This is a genomic window from Nocardioides sp. T5, assembly GCF_048161455.1.
GTDB lineage: Bacteria > Actinomycetota > Actinomycetes > Propionibacteriales > Nocardioidaceae > Nocardioides.
In genome coordinates this window covers 944,953-962,284 of record NZ_CP182415.1, presented here as the reverse complement: position 1 = coordinate 962,284, position 17,332 = coordinate 944,953, and the positions used below count along the sequence as shown (strand labels likewise).

The window sequence follows — 17,332 nt, the reverse complement described above, 5'->3', positions numbered from 1 at the left end:
TCTTCGTCGAGTGTGCGCTGGGCGAGGACTTCCCCGACTTCCTCACCCTGCAGGCGTACGACGTCCTGCTGGCGCGGGGCGACTGACCGGACGACCGACCGGGCGGACGAACCCGCCCGAGGCGACCTGGTCGCCCCCGACCCACACGTCGGCGACGTCGGCGTCACCGGCGAGCGCGAACACCTTGCCGAGCGCCTCCTCCGGCGTCCCGGCGTGCCGCAGCCCGATGTCGAGAGAGGTCCCGACGGGTGGACGCACGCAGATCGCGTCGAACTGCTTGCCGGGGCTGAGGTCGCCCGTCACGTCACCGAGGCCGAGCGCCGCCGCACCGGCCGCGGTGCTGAGGTGCAGGAGATGGCCGGCGGCGAGCGGCAGCCCGTCGGCGCCGAGCAGGTGCTGCAGGAAGTAGGCCTGCAGGCCCTCCTTGAAGATCGAGAACCCGGTGCCGGCCCCGACGTCGCTGCCGAGCGCGACCCGCACCCGCCGCGACGTGGCGGCGCAGCGAGAACATGCCCGACCCCAGGGCGGCGTTGCTCGTCGGGCAGTAGGCCACCGCCGTGCCCCGGGCGGCCAGCACGGCGAGCCTCGGCATCGGTCGGGTGGACGTTGTGCGCCAGCACCGAGCATCCGCCGAGCAGCCCGTGGTGGTCGTAGGTGTCGACGTAGTGGGCCCGGTGCGGGAACTGGTCGGCGACCGTGGCGACCTCCGCGTTGTTCTCGTTGACGTGGGAGGTGAAGCAGGCGCCGTCGACCGCGGCGAGGACGTCGGCGCAGGAGGCCAGGATCTCGTCGGAGGCCGAGAGCGCGAAGCGGGGCGTGACGGCGTAGCGCAACCGGCCGCGCCCGTGCCAGTCCTTCGCCAGCCGGACCGCCTCCTCGTGGGAGCGCTCGGCGGTGGTGAGCAGCGGCTCCGGCAGCACCCGGTCGCTGACCACGAGCCCGCGTGATCCGCAGCCCGAACCGTTCGGCCTCGGCGAAGAGCGCGTCGACCGCCGGCGCGAAGTGGGACCCGAAGACCAGCGACGTCGTGGTCCCCGCGGCGATCAGCCCGGCGACGAGCCTCGCCGGCCACCGTGGCGGCGTACGACGTCGACGCGAGACGCTCCTCCTCCGGCAGGGCGCACCGCTCGAGCCACTCGAGCAGCGGCATGCCGAGCGCGCCGATCACCCGCACCTGCGGGAAGTGGACGTGGGTGTCGACCAGGCCCGGCAGCAGGATCCCGGCCCGCAGGTCGATCACGGGCGCCGCGGGTCGACGGGCCGCGACCGAGGCGAAGGGCCCCCGGTCGGTGATCACGCCGTCGTCGGAGACCGCGAGGCCGAGGTCGTCGTCGTAGCGGAAGGCGGGGCCGCTGGAGGTGAACGGGTCGTCGGGGGCGTCGTAGGCGCGGGCCCGGTAGACGACCCCGGCACCGCTCACCTGAGGGTCCTGCGGTCGGCGACCAGGAGGTCCATCAGGCTCGGCCGCGACCGAGACCGCGATGGCGGCAGGCGCAGCTTGACGAGGAGGCGGGGCCGGGCAGCCCGATCGGGCAGCGGATGCGAGCGACGGCTGCTTCGTCGTGCCTCCACAGCGAGCCCCGTGCGGAAGCGGGCCCACTTGGCGGCCGAGCCGATCAGCCCGACCGAGCCGAGGTGCGTGCAGCGCAGTGCCGCGTCACAGAGGGCGAAGTCCTCGGCGTGGTCGTGGGTCATGACCAGCACGTGGGTGCCGGGCGGGACGGCTCCGAGCGCCGCCTCGGGGACCGGTGAGTGGTGGACCCGCACCCGGGCTCGCCGTCGGCCGGCAGGGCGAGCCGCTCGTCGGCGAGCAGGCCGGGGCGGGAGTCGACGAGGTGCAGGTCGAGGTCGTGCGCCGCGAGGATCCGGGCCAGGCGGAGACCGACGTGGCCGAGGCCGAAGATCGCGACGGAGCCGACCACCGGCAGCGGCTCGAGCAGCAGGGTGACCTCGCCACCGCAGCACTGGCGGCCGTGGTCGGTGCGGGCCTTGTCGGTGAGGCCCAGGACGAGCCTGCTCGGGGGTCTCGGTCCCCTGATCGATCATCGTCCGGGCGCGGGCGAGTGCGGTCTCCTCCAGGTTGCCGCCGCCCACGCTCCCCCACGCCTCCCCGGCCGAGACGACCATCTTGGCGCCGGGGTCGCGGGGCGTGCCCGCGGACGTCCACGACGGTCACCAGCACTCCCGCCTCCCGCTGCTCGCGCAGCCGCTCGACCGCTCCCAGCCAGTGCACGTCAGGACTCCCCGGCGCGCCGGCCGCCTGCTCGGACCGGGGTGGAGGGGCGCGCCGCCGGTCCGGCCGGTCGGGCACCGCGCCGGGCAGGCCCTCGACGACGTGGTCGGGGGCCGCGGCCCGCGCGCGCTCGGCCGCCCAGAAGACCGCCTCGGGCGTGGCCGGGGAGGCGAGCGACGACGCTGGCACCCTCTGGTCCGAACGCCGCGACCGCCTCCCGCAGCGCCTCACGGACCGCGAACGCCAGCATGAGCGGCGGCTCGCCGACCGCCTTCGAGCCGTAGACCGCGCCGTCCTCGTGGGCGTGCTCGAGCAGCGCGACGTGGAGCTCGTCGGGCAGCTCGCCAAGGCTCGGGAGCTTGTAGGTGCTGGCGGACTGGGTGGTCAGCCGGCCGCGCCCGGGGCCGTCGGACTCGTCCCAGCGCAGGTCCTCCATCGTCAGCCAGCCCACCCCCTGCACGAAGCCGCCCTCGACCTGGCCGAGGTCCACGAGCGGGGAGAGGCTGTCGCCGACGTCGTGCACGATGTCGACCCGCACGGTGCGGTGGGCGCCGGTGAAGCCGTCGACCTCGACCTCCGCCGCAGCGACGCCGTAGACGAAGTACTTGAAGGGGTGGCCGCTCATCAGCGTGGAGTCCCAGTGGATGCCCTCGGTGCGGTAGAAGCCCGCCGCCCACAGCTGCACCCGGCTGAAGTAGGCCTCCCGCACCAGCTCCGCCCAGGGCAGGCCCCGCCCCGCGTCGACCTCACGCAGGCGCGCCAGGACCTGCTCGCAGGCGTCCTTGACCGCGCCCCCGTTGAGGTCGGTGCTGGAGCTGGCTGCGGTGGCGGACGTGTTGGGCACCTTGTCGGTGCGGGTGGGTGCGACGCGGACCTTCGCGAGGGGCACGCCGAGGGTGGTGGCCGCGACCTGCAGCATCTTGGTGTGCAGCCCCTGGCCCATCTCGGTGCCGCCGTGGTTGATCAGCACCGACCCGTCCTTGTAGACGTGCACGAGCGCGCCGGCCTGGTTGAAGGCGGTGAAGTTGAAGGAGATCCCGAACTTCACCGGCGTCACCGCGAGGCCGCGCTTGCGGTGCGGGTGGGCGGCGTTGAAGGCCGCCACCTCCGCGCGACGGCGTACGACGTCGCCGGTCTCGAGCACCTGGTCCCACGCGGCGGCGAGCCGATCGGGGTGGCGGACCACCTGACCGTAGGGCGTGGCCTGGGACTCGCCGTAGAAGTTCTTCCGGCGCAAGTCGACGGGGTCGACCCCGAGCAGCGGGGCGCAGCGACCGAGGATGTCCTCGATCACCAGCATCCCCTGCGGCCCGCCGAAGCCGCGGAAGGCGGTCTGGGAGGTCTTGTGCGTGCGGGCCACGCGGCCGTGCAGGAGCACGTGCGGGATCCAGTAGGCGTTGTCGACGTGGCACAGTGCCCGGGCCAGCACCGGCTCGCTGAGGTCGAGGCTCCAGCCGCCGTCGGAGGTCAACGTCGCCTCGAGGGCCGTCAGCCGGCCGTCGTCGTCGAAGCCGACGCGCCACTGGGCGTGGAAGCCGTGGCGCTTGCCGGTCATCGCCATGTCGTGGGTGCGGCTCAGGCGGAGCCGGACGGGCCGACCGGTGAGGACCGCACCTAGCGCGGCGATCGCCGCGAAGCCGTGCGGCTGCATCTCCTTGCCGCCGAAGCCGCCGCCCATCCGCAGGCACTGCACGGTGACGTGGTGGCTGTCGAGGCCGAGCACGTGCGCGACGATCTCCTGCGTCTCGCTCGGGTGCTGGGTGCTGCTCTGCACGAACACCTGGCCGCCCTCGTCGACGAGCGCCAGGGAGGCGTGGGTCTCGAGGTAGAAGTGCTCCTGCCCGGCCATCTCGGTGGTGCCGCTGAAGACGCGGGTGGCGCCGGCCAGGCCCTCCTCGACGTCGCCCCGGGCGATGACCGGCCGGCCGCCCTGGAAGTGCTCGGCCTCGATCGCCTCGGTGAGGGACACGATCGCGGGCAGCTGCTCGTAGTCGACCTCGACCGCGGCCGCGCCCTGCCGGGCTGCCTCGAGGGTGTCGGCGAGCACCCAGCAGACCGCATGGCCGACGAACATCACGACCTCGGGAAATAGCGGCTCGTCGTGCTTCACGCCGGCGTCGTTGGTGCCTGGCACGTCGTCGGCGGTCAGCACGCGGACGACGCCGGGCACGGCCAGCGCGGGTGTCGCGTCGAGCCGGGTGACCCGGGCGTGCGGGTGGGGCGAGCAGACCGGGTGCGCGTGCAGGACGTGCGGCGTGCGGTGCACCAGGTCGTCGGTGTAGAGCGCGTGGCCGGTGACGTGCAGGGCGGCGCTCTCGTGGGGCAGGGCGAGGCCGACGACCGCGTCGTCGGGGCGCTCGGAGAGGCGGCTCACGACGGCTCCCCCTCGCCCCACGCCTCGTACCACCAGGCCCGCAGCGCGTTGCCCAGCATCGCCGAGCGGTAGGCGGCGCTGGCGCGCTGGTCGTCGATCGGCGTGCCCTCCCCGGCCAGCACCAGCGACGCCGCCTCGACGGTCTCCGCGGTCCACGGCCGTCCCTCGATGGCGGCCTCGGTGGCCCGGGCACGCAGGGGTGTCGCGGCGACCCCGCCGAGACCGACGCGTGCCCGCACGACGGTGCCGTCGACGACATCGAGGGCGGCGGCGACCGCGACGCTGGAGATGTCGTCGTAGCGACGCTTGGCGACCTTGCGGAAGGTGGCGTGCGCGGCCAGCGGTGCGGGCACGCGGACGGCCCGGATGAGCTCGCCGGCGCGCAGCACGGTCTCGCGGTAGCCGGTGAAGAAGTCGGCCAGCGCGACCTCCCGGTCGCCGTCCGCCGAGGCGAGCACCACGGTGGCGTCGAGGGCGAGCAGGGCGGGCGCGAGGTCGCCGATCGGCGACGCGGTGGCGAGGTTGCCGCCGATGGTCGCGCCGTTGCGGATGAGCGGCGAGGCGAAGAGCGGCCACACCTCGGTGAGCAGCGGCACGGTGCCACCGAGCGCGGCCTCGACCTCGCTCAGGGTCAGCGCGGCACCGATCTCGATCGGACCGTCCGTCGAGAAGCCCCGCAGCTCGGGCAGCCGGTCGACCGCGACGACGTGGGACGCCCGGCGACCGCGCAGGTTGGCCTCCACGCCCCAGTCGGTGGATCCGGCGACCACCACGGCGTCGGGGTGCTCCGCGAGGAGCGCGAGGGCCTCGGCGAGGTCGCCGGGACGGGCGAAGCCGTCGACCCGGGTGCGTACGGCGTCGGGCGCGGGCCGGGCCTGTCTCTCGGCCAGCGGGTCCGCGGGCGCAGGAGCGTCGAGGGCGCGGGCCGCGTCGCGGATCGGGCGGTAGCCGGTGCAGCGGCACAGGTTGCCCGCGATCGCGTGCAGGTCGAACCCGTCAGGACCCTCGGGGCGGTCGGGGCGGTAGTACTCCGCGGCCATCGAGCACGCGAAGCCGGGCGTGCAGTAGCCGCACTGGGAGCCGCCGCCGACCGCGAGCCCGGCCTGCACGGGGTGCAGGTGCTCGGGCGTGCCCAGGCCCTCGGCGGTGACGACCTCCTGCCCGTCGAGCGCGAGCGCCGGCACGAGGCAGGCGTTGACCGGCGTCCACCGGCTCCGTGCGCCGGCGGGGCGCACGACCATCACGGCGCACGCACCGCACTCTCCCTCCGCACACCCCTCCTTGGCCCCGGTGAGCCCGAGGCCGCGCAGGAAGTCGAGCGCGTTGGTGTGGGTGGGCGTGCCGACGAGCGGGCGCGGCTGCCCGTTGACGGTCACCTGCGGATCCGGCACGTGCTCTCCCCTCGGGCAAGCCGATCAGGCGCATGGTTCAGGGAGTCACGGGCCGCCGGTTGTCCATGCCGAACGACGACCTGCCACCGCCCATGCTACGTGACCCGGGTCACATCGACAGGGAGGCCGGGCCCGGCCCCGGGTGGAGCCGCGGATGCCGGTTGACGTCCTTGTAGAGCAGGTAGCGGAACCGGCCGGGGCCGCCGGCGTAGCAGGCCTGCGGGCAGAAGGCGCGCAGCCACATGAAGTCGCCCGCCTCCACCTCCACCCAGTCCTGGTTGAGCAGGTAGACCGCCTTGCCCTCCAGGACGTAGAGCCCGTGCTCCATCACGTGCGTCTCCGGGAACGGGATCGCGCCGCCGGGCTCGAAGCTCACGATGTTGACGTGCATGTCGTGGCGCACGTCGAGCGGGTCGACGAAGCGCTGCGTGCCCCACGCGCCGCCGGTGTCGGGCATCGGCTCGATCGCCACGTCGTCCTCGTGCACCACGAAGGGCTCGGGCACCTCGACGCCGTCGACGCGCTCGTAGGCCTTGCGGATCCAGTGGAACGTCGCGGACTCCCCGGTCGTGCGGAGCGACCAGGCCGTGCCGGGCGGGAGGAAGGCGTAGGTCCCGGGACGCAGGGCGTGCACGTCTCCCCCGGACCGTCCGCCGACGCGGAGCTCGGCGGTCCCGTCGACGACGAGGAGCACCGACTCCGCGTCGGGGTCGTCGTCGGGCCGGTCCGACCCGCCGCCCGCCGCCACCTCGACGACGTACCACGAGAACGTCTCGGCGAAGCCGGACAGCGGCCGGGCGATCACCCAGAGGCGGGTGTCGTCCCAGTGCGGCAGCCGGCTGGCGGTGATGTCGCTGAGCGTGCCGCGTGGGATGACGGCGTACGCCTCGGTGAAGACCGCCCGGCCGGACTGGCCGGTGGTCAGGTCGGTCTGCGACGGCAGCCCGCCCCGTGGGACCCAGTAATTCATCCACCCCTCCTCAGCAGCCGTCCCCGCGGCCCGGCCACCAGGTCGACCGGACGACCGCGCAGCCAGGTGGCCCGCACGGTGCCGGTGAGCGTACGCCCGGCGTAGGGCGTGACCGGGTTCTTGTGGTGGAGCGCGGCGGGGTCGACCACCCACTCCTCCTCGGGCGCGAAGACGCAGAGGTCGGCGTCGGCGCCGACCGCGATCTCGCCCTTGCCGGCCAGGCCCACCCGGCGGGCAGGCGCCGTGGCCATCCAGCGCACCACGTCGGCGAGGGGTACGCCGCGCTCGCGGGCGCCCGTCCAGACGACCGGCAGGCCGAGCTGGAGGGAGGCGATGCCGCCCCAGGCGTCGGCGAAGTCGCCGGTGTCGCGGTGCTTGAGGTCGGCGGTGCACGGCGAGTGGTCGGAGACGACGAGGTCGATGTCGCCGTCGCCCAGCGCCTGCCACAGGGCGTCGCGGTTGGTGGCGTCGCGGATCGGGGGGCAGCACTTGAGCTCGGTGGCGCCGTCGGCGACGGTCGCGGCGTCGAAGTGGAGGTAGTGCGGGCAGGTCTCCACGGAGACGTCGACGCCGTCGGCCCGCGCGGCCCGCAGGGCCGGCACCGCGCCGGAGGCGCTCAGGTGCACCACGTGGGCACGCCCGCCGGTGCGGCGGGCGGCGTCGATGACCAGCGAGACGGCCCGCTCCTCGGCGGCGTCCGGCCGGCTCTCCAGGAAGCCTCGGTAGGCCGTGCCGTGGGCACACTCGGTGATCTCGTCGCCGTCCTCGGCGTGCACGATCATCAACGAGCCGATCCGGGCGGTCTCGGCCATCGCGGTGGCGAAGTCGGCCGCGGCCAGGTGCGGGAACTCCTCGACCCCGGAGTCGAGCAGGAAGCACTTGAAACCGAGGACGCCGGCCTCGTGGAGCGGAGCCAGGTCGGCGACGTTGCCGGGGACAGCGCCGCCCCAGAAGCCGACGTCCACCCACACCTGGTCGACCGCGACGCGACGCTTCTCCTCCAGCGCCGCGACCGTCGTGGTGGGCGGGACGCTGTTGAGCGGCATGTCGACGATCGTGGTGACGCCGCCGGCGGCCGCGGCCCGGGTGGCGCTGGCGAAGCCCTCCCAGTCGGTGCGCCCCGGCTCGTTGACGTGGACGTGGGTGTCGACCAGCCCCGGCAGCAGCACCTCGTCGTCGGCGAGCTCGACGACCTCCGGCGCCGCGAGATCGTCGTACGCCGCCAGCGCGACGACGCGACCTTCGCGAATGCCGACCGCGACGGCTTGCTCCGTGCCGTCGACGACCGCGCGAGCGGCACGGACGACGGTGTCGAGATCCGTCGCGGGTGCCACGCTCAGCTGCCCCGGTAGGTCGAGTAGCCGAACGGGCTCAGCAGGAGCGGCACGTGGTGGTGCCGGTCGTCGACGACGCTGAACACGACGACGACCTCGGGGTAGAAGGCGGTCCGGTCCTGCGCGGCGAACCACGCCCCGGTGTCGAAGCGCAGGACGTGGTCCTCGGCGACCAGGTCGGCGGCGAGGTCGCCGACCCGGCCGTCGGTGTCGGTGACGGCCTCGGCGAGGACGCTCCCGTCCGCGGACTCGAGGGTGACGCGCAGCCCCGCGGCCGGCCGTCCGGTCGCGGTGTCGAGGACGTGGGTGCTCAGCGACGCCATCAGGACCCTCCCTCCCCTCTCGTCTCCCCCATCAGCTCCCGCATCCGCAGGACGGCGATCTGGGTCAGCTGGTCGATCGTGGCGGCGCGCTCGAGGTCGTCGCTGTTGTCGAGGCGCTGCTGCAGGTGCTCGAGGATGTCGTGCCCGTCGCGGCCCGCCGCCCGGACGATGAAGACGCGACCGAAGCGCTCCTCGTAGGCGCGGTTGCCCTCGGCGAGCCTCCGGGCGAGGTCGGCGTCGTCATGGTCGACGCCGGACTGCTCGCGCGCGGAGTGGTCGGCGTCGTGCAACGCTGCGTCGGCAAGCTCGCCGATGCGGGGGTGCCGGGCCAGCGCCTGCGTGAGGTCCTCGTCGGAGATGGTCGCCGACGCGGCGACCATCGCGGCCTCGACGTCGCCGAGGGTGTCGTACGGCCTGCCGGCGACGACCCGGTCGGCCCACCGCGGCGCGTCGAGACAGGTCAGCAGCAGCCGCCGGGCCTCGTCGTCGCTCGCGGCGTCGAAGCGGGAGACGCTCACGGCTCCTCCCGCATGACGGTCGCCTCGATCAGCCCGTAGGGCCGGTCCGCGGCGATGAACACCTCGCCCGCGTTGTCGAGCCCGAAGGGCTCGAGGTCGACGAGGAAGTGGTGCTTGTTGGGGGCCTCGAAGGAGATCCGGTCGATCTCGTCGTGCGCCTCGAGCACCGCGCGGCCCATCGCGTAGAGCGTCTCCTGCAGGGCGCGGCTGTAGGTCGTCGCGAAGGTCGCCAGGAGCCTTGCGCGCACCGCGTCCCAGGTGGTGTTCCAGTCGACGTCGTCGACGCGAGAGAAGCGCCAGTCGGCCTTCAGCGCGGTCGCCAGGACGCGGTCGTCGGCGTCGGCGAGCGTCGTGTACTCGTCGCGCAGGAAGCCCGTGAACTCCGAGCCGGTCGACTTCAGCACCACCAGGTCGCGCAGCCCGGAGGTGACCACCGGTCCCGCCGACGTCACCTCGACCACCGTGGTGCGCACCTCGCCGCCACGCCGCACGAAGGCGTGGTCGTGACCGAAGCCGTTGACGGGGATCCGGTCCCACGCGTGCTCCTCGACCCGCACCACGGCTCCCTCCGCGGCCGGCGTGGCCTCGAGCAGGCGGCTGCCGAGCGCGATCGCGTAGTCCTCGGGCGAGCTGACACCGTGCTTCTTCGCGTAGGCGAACGCCGTGTTCTTCTGCGTGTCGGTGGGCAGCACGTGCGACTGGTCGCCGTCGGTGTGCGCCGCCGCGAAGTCGCCGTGGAGCGACGTCGACACGGTGAGGTCGCGGATCTGGTGGCGCTCGGTGTCGCGCACGATGCGCACCACGCGCGTCTCCGCCTTGCCGTAGCGGTTCGGTCCAAGAACGATCCCCATGCCTCAGCCTTCCTCTCGGGTGCGGTGCGCCAGCCCGGCGAGCCGGTGCGGGTCGAGCCCGGTGCCCTCGCCCACCTCGTCCTGCGACAGGGCGCCGCAGTCGGTCCCCCGCAGCAGGAAGTCGGCGAGCGCGCGGGCGGTCGCCGGCTCGTCGAGGACGCCGGAGTCGCGGCGCTCGACGTAGGTGCGCAGCCGATCCGCCGCGGCTGCGAGCCCGTCGCGGTAGAACCCGAACGTGGCCGCGAACCGGGTGGGCAGCTGCGCCGGGTGCAGGTCCCACCCCTGGTAGTAGCCACGCGCGAGCGAGCGCCGCACGAGCCGCAGGTGGTTGGCCCACGCGGCCTCGACCTCGTCGGCACCCCCGACCGGCAGCAGGTTGGTGGATCCGTCGGAGAGGCGTACGCCGGTGCCGGCGGCGGCGGCCTGCATGACCGCCTTGGCGTGGTCGGCGACGGGGTGCTCGAGGCTCTGGTGGGCCGCGGCGATGCCGCAGGAGGCGGAGTAGTCGTAGGTGCCGTAGTGGAGGCCGGTGCAGCGGCCGGCCGAGGCGTGCACCATCCGCGCGACGAGCGCGCTGCCGTCGGGGCCCAGGATCGACTGCGGGGTCTCGACCTGGATCTCGAAGCGCAGGGCCCCGTCGGCGAGGCCCAGCTCGCGCTCCAGTCGCGTGGCCACGTGGACGAGCGCCTCGACCTGCTCGACGGCGGTCACCTTCGGGAGCGTGACGACGAAGGTCGGCGGCAGTGGGCCGTCCTCGACCAGCCCGGCGACGAAGAGGGTCAGGGTGCGCACGCCTCGGGCCCGGGTCGGGGCCTCGCACCCCTTGAACCGGATGCCGGTGAAGGGCGCGGCCGTCCCGGCGTCGAGGGCCGCCCGCAGGTCGCGCGCCGCACGTCGTACGTCGTCGTCCTCCTCGTCGTCGGGCCGGGTGCCGTAGCCGTCCTCGAAGTCGATGCGGAGGTCCTCGACGGGCTCGCGCTCGAGCTTCGCGCGCACCAGCGACAGCAGGTCGCGATCACCGTCGAGGAGCGCGAGCAGGCGGTCCTCGTGCCGGCCCACCGCGTCGAGCGCGGCCGCGCCGTGGTCGCCGACCAGGCCCGGGTGGAAGCGGTCGGCCGGGACGTACACGGTGTGGACGGGCTGACGCCCGGCGCGCTCACCCGGGTAGTGGGCCGCGAGCGCGGCGTCGACGTCCGCGAGGCGCGCGTCGAGCTCGCTCGCGAGACCACCGACGAGGTGGTCGAGGTCCGGGCGCATGTCGGCACCCTAGACCCGGGTCAGTGGGACGGGGGGCGCTTCCGCTGCGGGGCCGGGCGGGTCGGGTCGTCGTCGGGCCGGTCGAAGTTCTCCGGCACGACGATGGGCCGCAGCCGCGCCCAGCCGATGAAGACGGCGGCGACCACGATCAGCGCCAGCCCGGTCCACAGGTTGGCGTTGATGCCCCCGGTCTTGTCCGGCTCGTGCTCGCCCAGGAGCCCGGCGAGCACGAGGATCACGCCGTAGATGCCCATGAGGGCGCCGATGATGTTGCGGATGTCGAACGCGCCGGCCTTGTGCGGAGCGGCTGAGGTGTCGGACGTGCCGGACGTGTCGGTCATGGTGGCCCCTCTCAGAAGGCGAAGTTGAGGATGATGACCATCGCGAGCGAGATGCCGGCGAGCGGGAGCGTGCGGCGCCACCAGGGGTACGACGCCTCGTTGGGGTCGGTGCGCTCCTCGCGCGGCGTCTCGGAGTAGACCAGGCCCCTGAGCTCGGAGGCGGGCTTGGGCTTGGTCACCAGGGAGACCACGACGCTCAGCACGATGTCGACCACGAAGGCGACCGACGCCGCGAGGAAGGCCACCCCCTGGCCGGACAGCTCGAAGACACCGGCCGCCGCGGTGCGGTCGACCGCGACGGCCGACAGGGTGCCGGCCACGAGTCCCACCCAGCCGGCCGTCGGGGTCATCCGCTTCCAGAACATGCCCAGGATGAAGGTCGCGAACAGCGGTGCGTTGAAGAACCCGAACAGCGTCTGGAGGTAGTTCATGACGTTGTCGTAGCCGAGCGCGATCTGGGCGGTGAAGATCGCGACGACCGTCGCGCCCACGGTGGCGATCCGGCCGATCCGCAGGTAGTAGTCGTCGGAGTGGTCCTTGCGGATGTAGCGCTGCCACAGGTCGTAGGAGAAGACCGTGTTGAAGGCGGAGATGTTGGCCGCCATCCCGGCCATGAAGGCCGCGAGCAGGCCGGCGATCGCGAGGCCGAGCAGCCCGTTGGGCAGGACGTCGCGCATCAGGAGCAGCAGCGCGTCGTTGTAGGCGACGCCCTCCCCGGACGCGCCGCCCTCGGGGCTGCCGCCGTTCTTGAGGTCGATCATCTCCTTCACCAGGACGGCGGAGATCATGCCCGGCACGATGACGATGAAGGGGATGAACATCTTGGGGAAGGAGCCGATGATCGGCGTCTTGCGGGCCGAGGAGATGGAGTCGGAGGCCATCGCCCGCTGCACCTCGACGAAGTTGGTCGTCCAGTAGCCGAAGGACAGCACGAAGCCGAGCCCGAAGACGATGCCGATGACCGACAGGAGCGGGGAGTCGAAGCCGGAGAGCGCCTGGCCCGGCCAGGCGTTGAGCTGTTGGTCCGCTGGCGGCGCCTCGGACGCGGACGACGCCCCGGCAGACGCGGCGGTGATCTTGTCGGTCAGTCCGTCCCAGCCACCGACGCGGTGCAGGCCGATCAGCGTGAGCGGGACCAGGGAGGCCACGATGACGAAGAACTGCAGCACCTCGTTGTAGATCGCCGCGCTCAGTCCGCCGAGGGTGATGTAGGAGAGGACCACGACGCCAGCCACGATCAGCGCGATCCAGATCTCCCAGCCGAGCAGGGCACGTACGATCCCCGCCAGCAGCGCGAGGTTGACACCCGCGATCAGCAGCTGCGCGACCGCAAAGCTGATCGCGTTGACGAGGTGCGCGCCCGTCCCGAACCGTCGGAACATGAACTCCGGCACGGAGCGCACCTTCGAGCCGTAGTAGAACGGCATCATCACGACGCCGAGGAACAGCATCGCCGGGACCGCGCCGACCCAGAAGTAGTGGAACGTCGGCAGGCCGAGCTCGGCACCGTTGGCCGACATGCCCATGATCTCGACGGCCCCGAGGTTGGCGGAGATGAAGGCGAGACCGGTCACCCAGGCGGGGAGCGAACGACCCGAGAGGAAGAAGTCGATCGAGTCCGACACCGACCGCCGGGCCATCACGCCGATGCCGAGCACGAAGCCGAAGTAGATCGCGACCAGCAGGTAGTCCAGCCAGGTCGCGTTGATCAGGGTTTCGGACACGCGTTCCTCCCGAGCGTCAGCGGTGATTCAGTTGGGGCCACCGAGAAACCTAGACCCGGGCGACGGCGGGCGCGACCACCCCTCGGGAGGTCAGTCGCCGACGACGACCTCCACCTCCAAGCCCTCGGAGCTCTCCAGGTAGAGCGCGACGTGCTGCTCGCCACCGGCGTGCGGGTAGCGGTCGGCGTACATCTCGTGCCAGCCGTGCTCGGTCGACTCCGCCCGCATCCGGTCGAGATCGGCCCGGGTGCCGACCGTGAGCGCGAGGTGGTTGACGCCCGGCCGCAGCCGATCGTGCTCGCCGTGCTGGTGGGGCGAGTGCTCCATGAACAGGTAGGTGCCGTCGGGGTGCACCCACGACAACACTCCCTTCTCGCGCCGCCAGTCACACCACGCGAACAGCCACCCCCACTCCCCCTCCGCGGTGGCCACCTCGTCGATCCACAGGTCCAGGTGGTGCAACGCGCGCGACATGGGGACAAGACAACGGGAGTACGGCCGCCAATGGGGCCAGTGCGAGCTCAAGCCTCGGTAGATCAAGCGTGAGCACAACAAGCCTCGAAACAAGGCATTGCGGACTAAAGGAGTCACCGCGAACTTGGGACTCCGCCGTCTTCTGTCGCGCGATAGAGGTGTGTTGCCCAGCCACGTCGCACCCCCTCCCGATAGTGGATGAGCACTTGCAGCTGGCCGGGTAGGGAGACGGCGATTGTGTTGCTGAACCCATGCTGGCAGTCCCCCTGGCCCGGGAGGACTGGGAGTGGTGAGACTCCCTGTTGCCAGTAGCCAGCCAGGGTGGGGTGGCGCATGCTGTGACCGAACCGCCCCAGGGCGCCTCCGCGAACGGCATGGAACCTTGAGCTAAGCAATTCAGCTCGCAACTGTCACAACTGTGCGATTATCGGCCCGCTCGTGTCGCGATTACATCGCGCAACGCCTGCACAATGGAAGGGAATTGCTTTGTCCTCAGATTGGCTTGAGCAATGGATGGAAACAAACAACGTCCTGTCACGTCGTGATGCCGAGCGCGTGCTGGCCGATCCGCGGCAGCGCGCCGCTATCGTTGAACACCTCACTACAGTCAACGAAACCCAGGTGCCGACCCTGGACCGTCACTCAATCCTTGCCGGCAGTGTCCTCGACTTGTCCGGGCCGCCAATCTCGTGCCCGGGGGCCGAATGCATGAAGTTGCAGGTTGATGTTCTTTTTAAACGCGTATGGCACTACTTCGATCAGGTCGTGATCGTCGGTCCCTCCGCAAGCAGAATCCTAAGCGACTATCAACGAGACCCCAATTATGCCCAGTTTAGGATTCTGGAGTATGTGGACCTTTTGAGTCATCTAAAGGCTATCGGCGCTTCGGACTTATTGGTATTCATGGATAAGCCAGTTCCAAGCGGTGCCCACGAACTTCATGACTGGCTGGACGACCTCGGCTTGCAGCATGTAACTGAGACTGCCGACGCAATGGTCGAACGAATCGCCCATGAGTATACAATTCACCGCGAGGGGCTTAACGGTGAACCGCTAGTTCGACTGTCGCATCCTTGGTGGGAGTCGAGTCAGGTGCTGCCAGTCGACGTCGACGCTGAGATCACCGACGAGATGTTGCACGAAGCGGCGAGCGCAGTGGTCGGTAGCAACCTGTTCATGGGAGTGGCCGATGTCGCAGCAGCCCGGCGATTGGGCGTGCCGCTTGCCGCGTCAGCAGCCCTGCAGGATGAATTGGTACATCAAGCGCCGGACCCGGAGATACAGGCGGGGCTGGTCGCATTCCACCTCGAGTTACCATATTTGGAGGGGGTCTCAACTAAGGAGCTTCTCCAAATCCGAACCGACGAATGGACGTACTTCGAGCAATTCAGAAACTCGATCAGACTGGCAGTTCGCGAGCGAGTCCAGGCAGGGGCCGTCGAGAACCCTTCGCAAGTGGCAGCCGAAATACACGAAGACGTCATTCAGGTCGACATCGCTCGCATAATCAGCCGACTGGCCGCCGCTGAGCGTGCTTGGAGTCGGAAGACAGGCGCGTCAGTAGTGGTGGGTGCGGTTACAACGACGGTCGGACTCTTGACTGCTGCCCCTCTGGTCATCGGAGCTGGGGTCGCCACCATGGCGGGTTCTGCAGCGCTGCCCATGACGAAGTACTTCGAGGACAAGCAACAGGTTGAACTAGAGGACATGTACTTCCTCTGGCGGCTGTCGAAGCACGACCGGAGACATGCGTCCTGAGTCCTGCCTAGGGCACTTGGCACGCGAAAGATGCGCTCCTGACACCGGCCATCTATCGAGGTATGCGGAAGCTCACTCCCACTCGATGGTGCCCGGAGGCTTGGAGGTGATGTCGAGGGTGACCCGGTTGATCTCCTCGACCTCGTTGGTGATCCGCGTGGAGATGCCCTCCATCACCTCGTAGGGCAGGCGGGCCCAGTCGGCGGTCATCGCGTCCTCGGAGGTGACCGGACGGATCACGACGGGGTGGCCGTAGGTGCGGCCGTCGCCCTGGACGCCGACGGAGCGGACGTCGGCGAGGAGCACGACCGGCATCTGCCAGATGTCGCGGTCGAGGCCGGCGCGGGTGAGCTCCTGGCGGGCGATGGCGTCGGCGCGGCGCAGGATGTCGAGGCGGTCGGCCGTGACCTCGCCGATGATCCGGATGCCCAGGCCCGGGCCGGGAAACGGCTGGCGCCACACCATCTCCGCCGGCAGGCCGAGCTGCTCGCCGACGAGGCGGACCTCGTCCTTGAACAGGGTGCGGAGCGGCTCCACGAGTGCGAACTCGAGGTCCTCGGGCAGGCCGCCGACGTTGTGGTGCGACTTGATGTTGGAGGTGCCGGCACCGCCGCCGGACTCCACGACGTCGGGGTAGAGCGTGCCCTGCACGAGGAAGCCCACCTTGTCGCCGTGCTCGGCCGCCTCGCCGAGCACCTGCACCTCGGCTGCCTCGAAGGCGCGGATGAACTCGCGACCGATGATCTTGCGCTTCTCCTCCGGGTCGGTGACCCCGGCGAGGGCGGACAGGAACGTCTCGCGCGCGTCGTAGACGTGGAGGTTGACGGCGGTCGCGGCGACGAAGTCGCGCTCGACCTGCTCGGCCTCGCCCTCGCGGAGCAGGCCGTGGTCGACGAAGACGCAGTGGAGGCGGTCGCCGATGGCGCGCTGCACGATGGCGGCCGCCACGGCGGAGTCGACGCCGCCGGACAGGCCGCAGATCGCCAGGCCGCTGTCGCCGATCTGCTCGCGGACGCGCTCGATCTGCTCCTCGGCGATGTTGAGCATGGTCCACGTCTGGCGCGCGCCGGCGATGTGGTGCAGGAAGTGCTCGAGCACCTTCTGGCCGTGCTCGGAGTGCAGGACCTCCGGGTGCCACTGGACGCCGGCGAGGCCGCGGCCCACGTCCTCGAAGGCGGCGACCGGGGTGTCCTCGGTGGAGGCGAGCACGGTGAAGCCCTCGGGTGCCCGCGCGACGGAGTCTCCGTGCGACATCCAGACCTTGTGCTCGGCCGGGAGGCCCTCGAGGAGGGTGCCCGGCTCGGAGACCACGACCGGCGTACGTCCGTACTCGCGCGCGCCGGTGTGGGCGACCTCGCCGCCGAGGCCCTTGGCCATCAGCTGGAAGCCGTAGCACATGCCGAAGACCGGCACCCCGGCCGTGAAGACACCGGAGTCGATGCCCGGGGCGCCCTCGGCGTAGACGCTCGACGGGCCGCCGGACAGGATGATCGCCTTCGGCTTGCGCGCGAGCATCTCTGCCACCGGCATGGTGTGCGGAACGATCTCGGAGTAGACCCGCGCCTCGCGGACGCGCCGCGCGATCAGCTGGGCGTACTGCGCCCCGAAGTCGACGACGAGGACCAGGTCGTGCTCTCCAGGCTGCGTCACGCGCCGAGTCTATCGACGTACGCCCCCGAGTCGGGACGGGGCCGAGACGCGGCCAAGACGCGGTCCGAAATCGCCCCAGGGCCCGATCGGGGAGGGAGGGTGATCGGGCCCTGGGGCTTTGGCTCCCAGCCACT

General features: G+C 71.4%; 15 protein-coding genes and 1 pseudogene. 1 reads left to right on the top strand and 15 read right to left on the bottom strand.

The annotated features are described in order from the left end of the window. Nucleotides 1-42: 42 nt before the first annotated feature. The 14 genes and pseudogenes from ACNKF0_RS04605 to ACNKF0_RS04540 all read right to left on the bottom strand — a co-directional run bounded on the left by ACNKF0_RS04605 (nucleotide 43) and on the right by ACNKF0_RS04540 (nucleotide 13,790). Nucleotides 43-480 (bottom strand): amidohydrolase family protein, encoded by a 438-nt coding sequence (locus ACNKF0_RS04605; protein ID WP_416956155.1) that lies wholly within the window; start codon nucleotides 478-480, stop codon nucleotides 43-45. A 155-nt stretch (nucleotides 481-635) separates the two neighbouring features. Further along, a pseudogene (locus ACNKF0_RS04600) lies at nucleotides 636-920 on the bottom strand (guanine deaminase); the annotation flags it as partial. 496 nt (nucleotides 921-1,416) lie between these two features. After that, a complete protein-coding gene (locus ACNKF0_RS04595; protein ID WP_416956153.1) occupies nucleotides 1,417-2,127 on the bottom strand; it encodes an XdhC family protein in 711 nt (236 codons plus the stop codon). 107 nt (nucleotides 2,128-2,234) lie between these two features. Continuing rightward, nucleotides 2,235-4,607, bottom strand: coding sequence for a xanthine dehydrogenase molybdopterin binding subunit (gene xdhB / locus ACNKF0_RS04590; RefSeq protein WP_416956151.1), 2,373 nt, complete (start codon nucleotides 4,605-4,607; stop codon nucleotides 2,235-2,237). After that, complete coding sequence (locus ACNKF0_RS04585; RefSeq protein ID WP_416956149.1) at nucleotides 4,604-5,998, bottom strand: xanthine dehydrogenase small subunit; 1,395 nt, start codon at nucleotides 5,996-5,998, stop codon at nucleotides 4,604-4,606. The genes xdhB and ACNKF0_RS04585 overlap by 4 nt, the downstream gene beginning before the upstream one ends. Before the next feature lie 109 nt (nucleotides 5,999-6,107). After that, nucleotides 6,108-6,968, bottom strand: a complete 861-nt coding sequence (locus ACNKF0_RS04580; protein ID WP_416956147.1) for a bifunctional allantoicase/(S)-ureidoglycine aminohydrolase — start codon at nucleotides 6,966-6,968, stop codon at nucleotides 6,108-6,110. Beyond that, nucleotides 6,965-8,302, bottom strand: a complete 1,338-nt coding sequence (gene allB, locus ACNKF0_RS04575; protein WP_416956145.1) for an allantoinase AllB — start codon at nucleotides 8,300-8,302, stop codon at nucleotides 6,965-6,967. The genes ACNKF0_RS04580 and allB overlap by 4 nt, the downstream gene beginning before the upstream one ends. Nucleotides 8,303-8,304: 2 nt before the next feature. Next, nucleotides 8,305-8,625 carry a hydroxyisourate hydrolase gene (gene uraH, locus ACNKF0_RS04570; RefSeq protein ID WP_416956143.1) on the bottom strand — a complete coding sequence of 107 codons (321 nt, stop codon included), beginning with the start codon at nucleotides 8,623-8,625 and terminating at the stop codon, nucleotides 8,305-8,307. Next, nucleotides 8,625-9,143 carry a 2-oxo-4-hydroxy-4-carboxy-5-ureidoimidazoline decarboxylase gene (gene uraD, locus ACNKF0_RS04565; RefSeq protein WP_416956140.1) on the bottom strand — a complete coding sequence of 173 codons (519 nt, stop codon included), beginning with the start codon at nucleotides 9,141-9,143 and terminating at the stop codon, nucleotides 8,625-8,627. The genes uraH and uraD overlap by 1 nt, the downstream gene beginning before the upstream one ends. Further along, the gene (gene pucL / locus ACNKF0_RS04560; protein WP_416956138.1) at nucleotides 9,140-9,994 is read right to left on the bottom strand and encodes a factor-independent urate hydroxylase; all 855 of its coding nucleotides are present in this window, start codon (nucleotides 9,992-9,994) and stop codon (nucleotides 9,140-9,142) included. The genes uraD and pucL overlap by 4 nt, the downstream gene beginning before the upstream one ends. 3 nt (nucleotides 9,995-9,997) lie before the next feature. Continuing rightward, complete coding sequence (locus ACNKF0_RS04555) at nucleotides 9,998-11,251, bottom strand: DUF6986 family protein (protein WP_416956136.1); 1,254 nt, start codon at nucleotides 11,249-11,251, stop codon at nucleotides 9,998-10,000. Nucleotides 11,252-11,271: 20 nt separating this feature from the next. Further along, entirely contained in the window at nucleotides 11,272-11,592 is a 321-nt protein-coding gene (locus ACNKF0_RS04550; protein WP_416956134.1) for a hypothetical protein, read from the bottom strand. An 11-nt stretch (nucleotides 11,593-11,603) separates the two neighbouring features. Beyond that, nucleotides 11,604-13,316, bottom strand: coding sequence for a sodium:solute symporter family protein (locus ACNKF0_RS04545; RefSeq protein ID WP_416956132.1), 1,713 nt, complete (start codon nucleotides 13,314-13,316; stop codon nucleotides 11,604-11,606). Between the two features lie 90 nt (nucleotides 13,317-13,406). Beyond that, nucleotides 13,407-13,790, bottom strand: coding sequence for a glyoxalase (locus ACNKF0_RS04540; RefSeq protein ID WP_416956130.1), 384 nt, complete (start codon nucleotides 13,788-13,790; stop codon nucleotides 13,407-13,409). 513 nt (nucleotides 13,791-14,303) lie between these two features. Here ACNKF0_RS04540 and ACNKF0_RS04535 point away from each other — a divergent pair. After that, nucleotides 14,304-15,548, top strand: a complete 1,245-nt coding sequence (locus ACNKF0_RS04535) for a hypothetical protein (RefSeq protein ID WP_416956128.1) — start codon at nucleotides 14,304-14,306, stop codon at nucleotides 15,546-15,548. Between the two features lie 72 nt (nucleotides 15,549-15,620). Here ACNKF0_RS04535 and guaA read toward each other — a convergent pair whose 3' ends face one another. Continuing rightward, nucleotides 15,621-17,198: a glutamine-hydrolyzing GMP synthase gene (gene guaA / locus ACNKF0_RS04530; protein WP_416956125.1), complete on the bottom strand. Its 1,578-nt coding sequence runs from the start codon at nucleotides 17,196-17,198 to the stop codon at nucleotides 15,621-15,623. Between the last annotated feature and the right edge of the window lie 134 nt (nucleotides 17,199-17,332).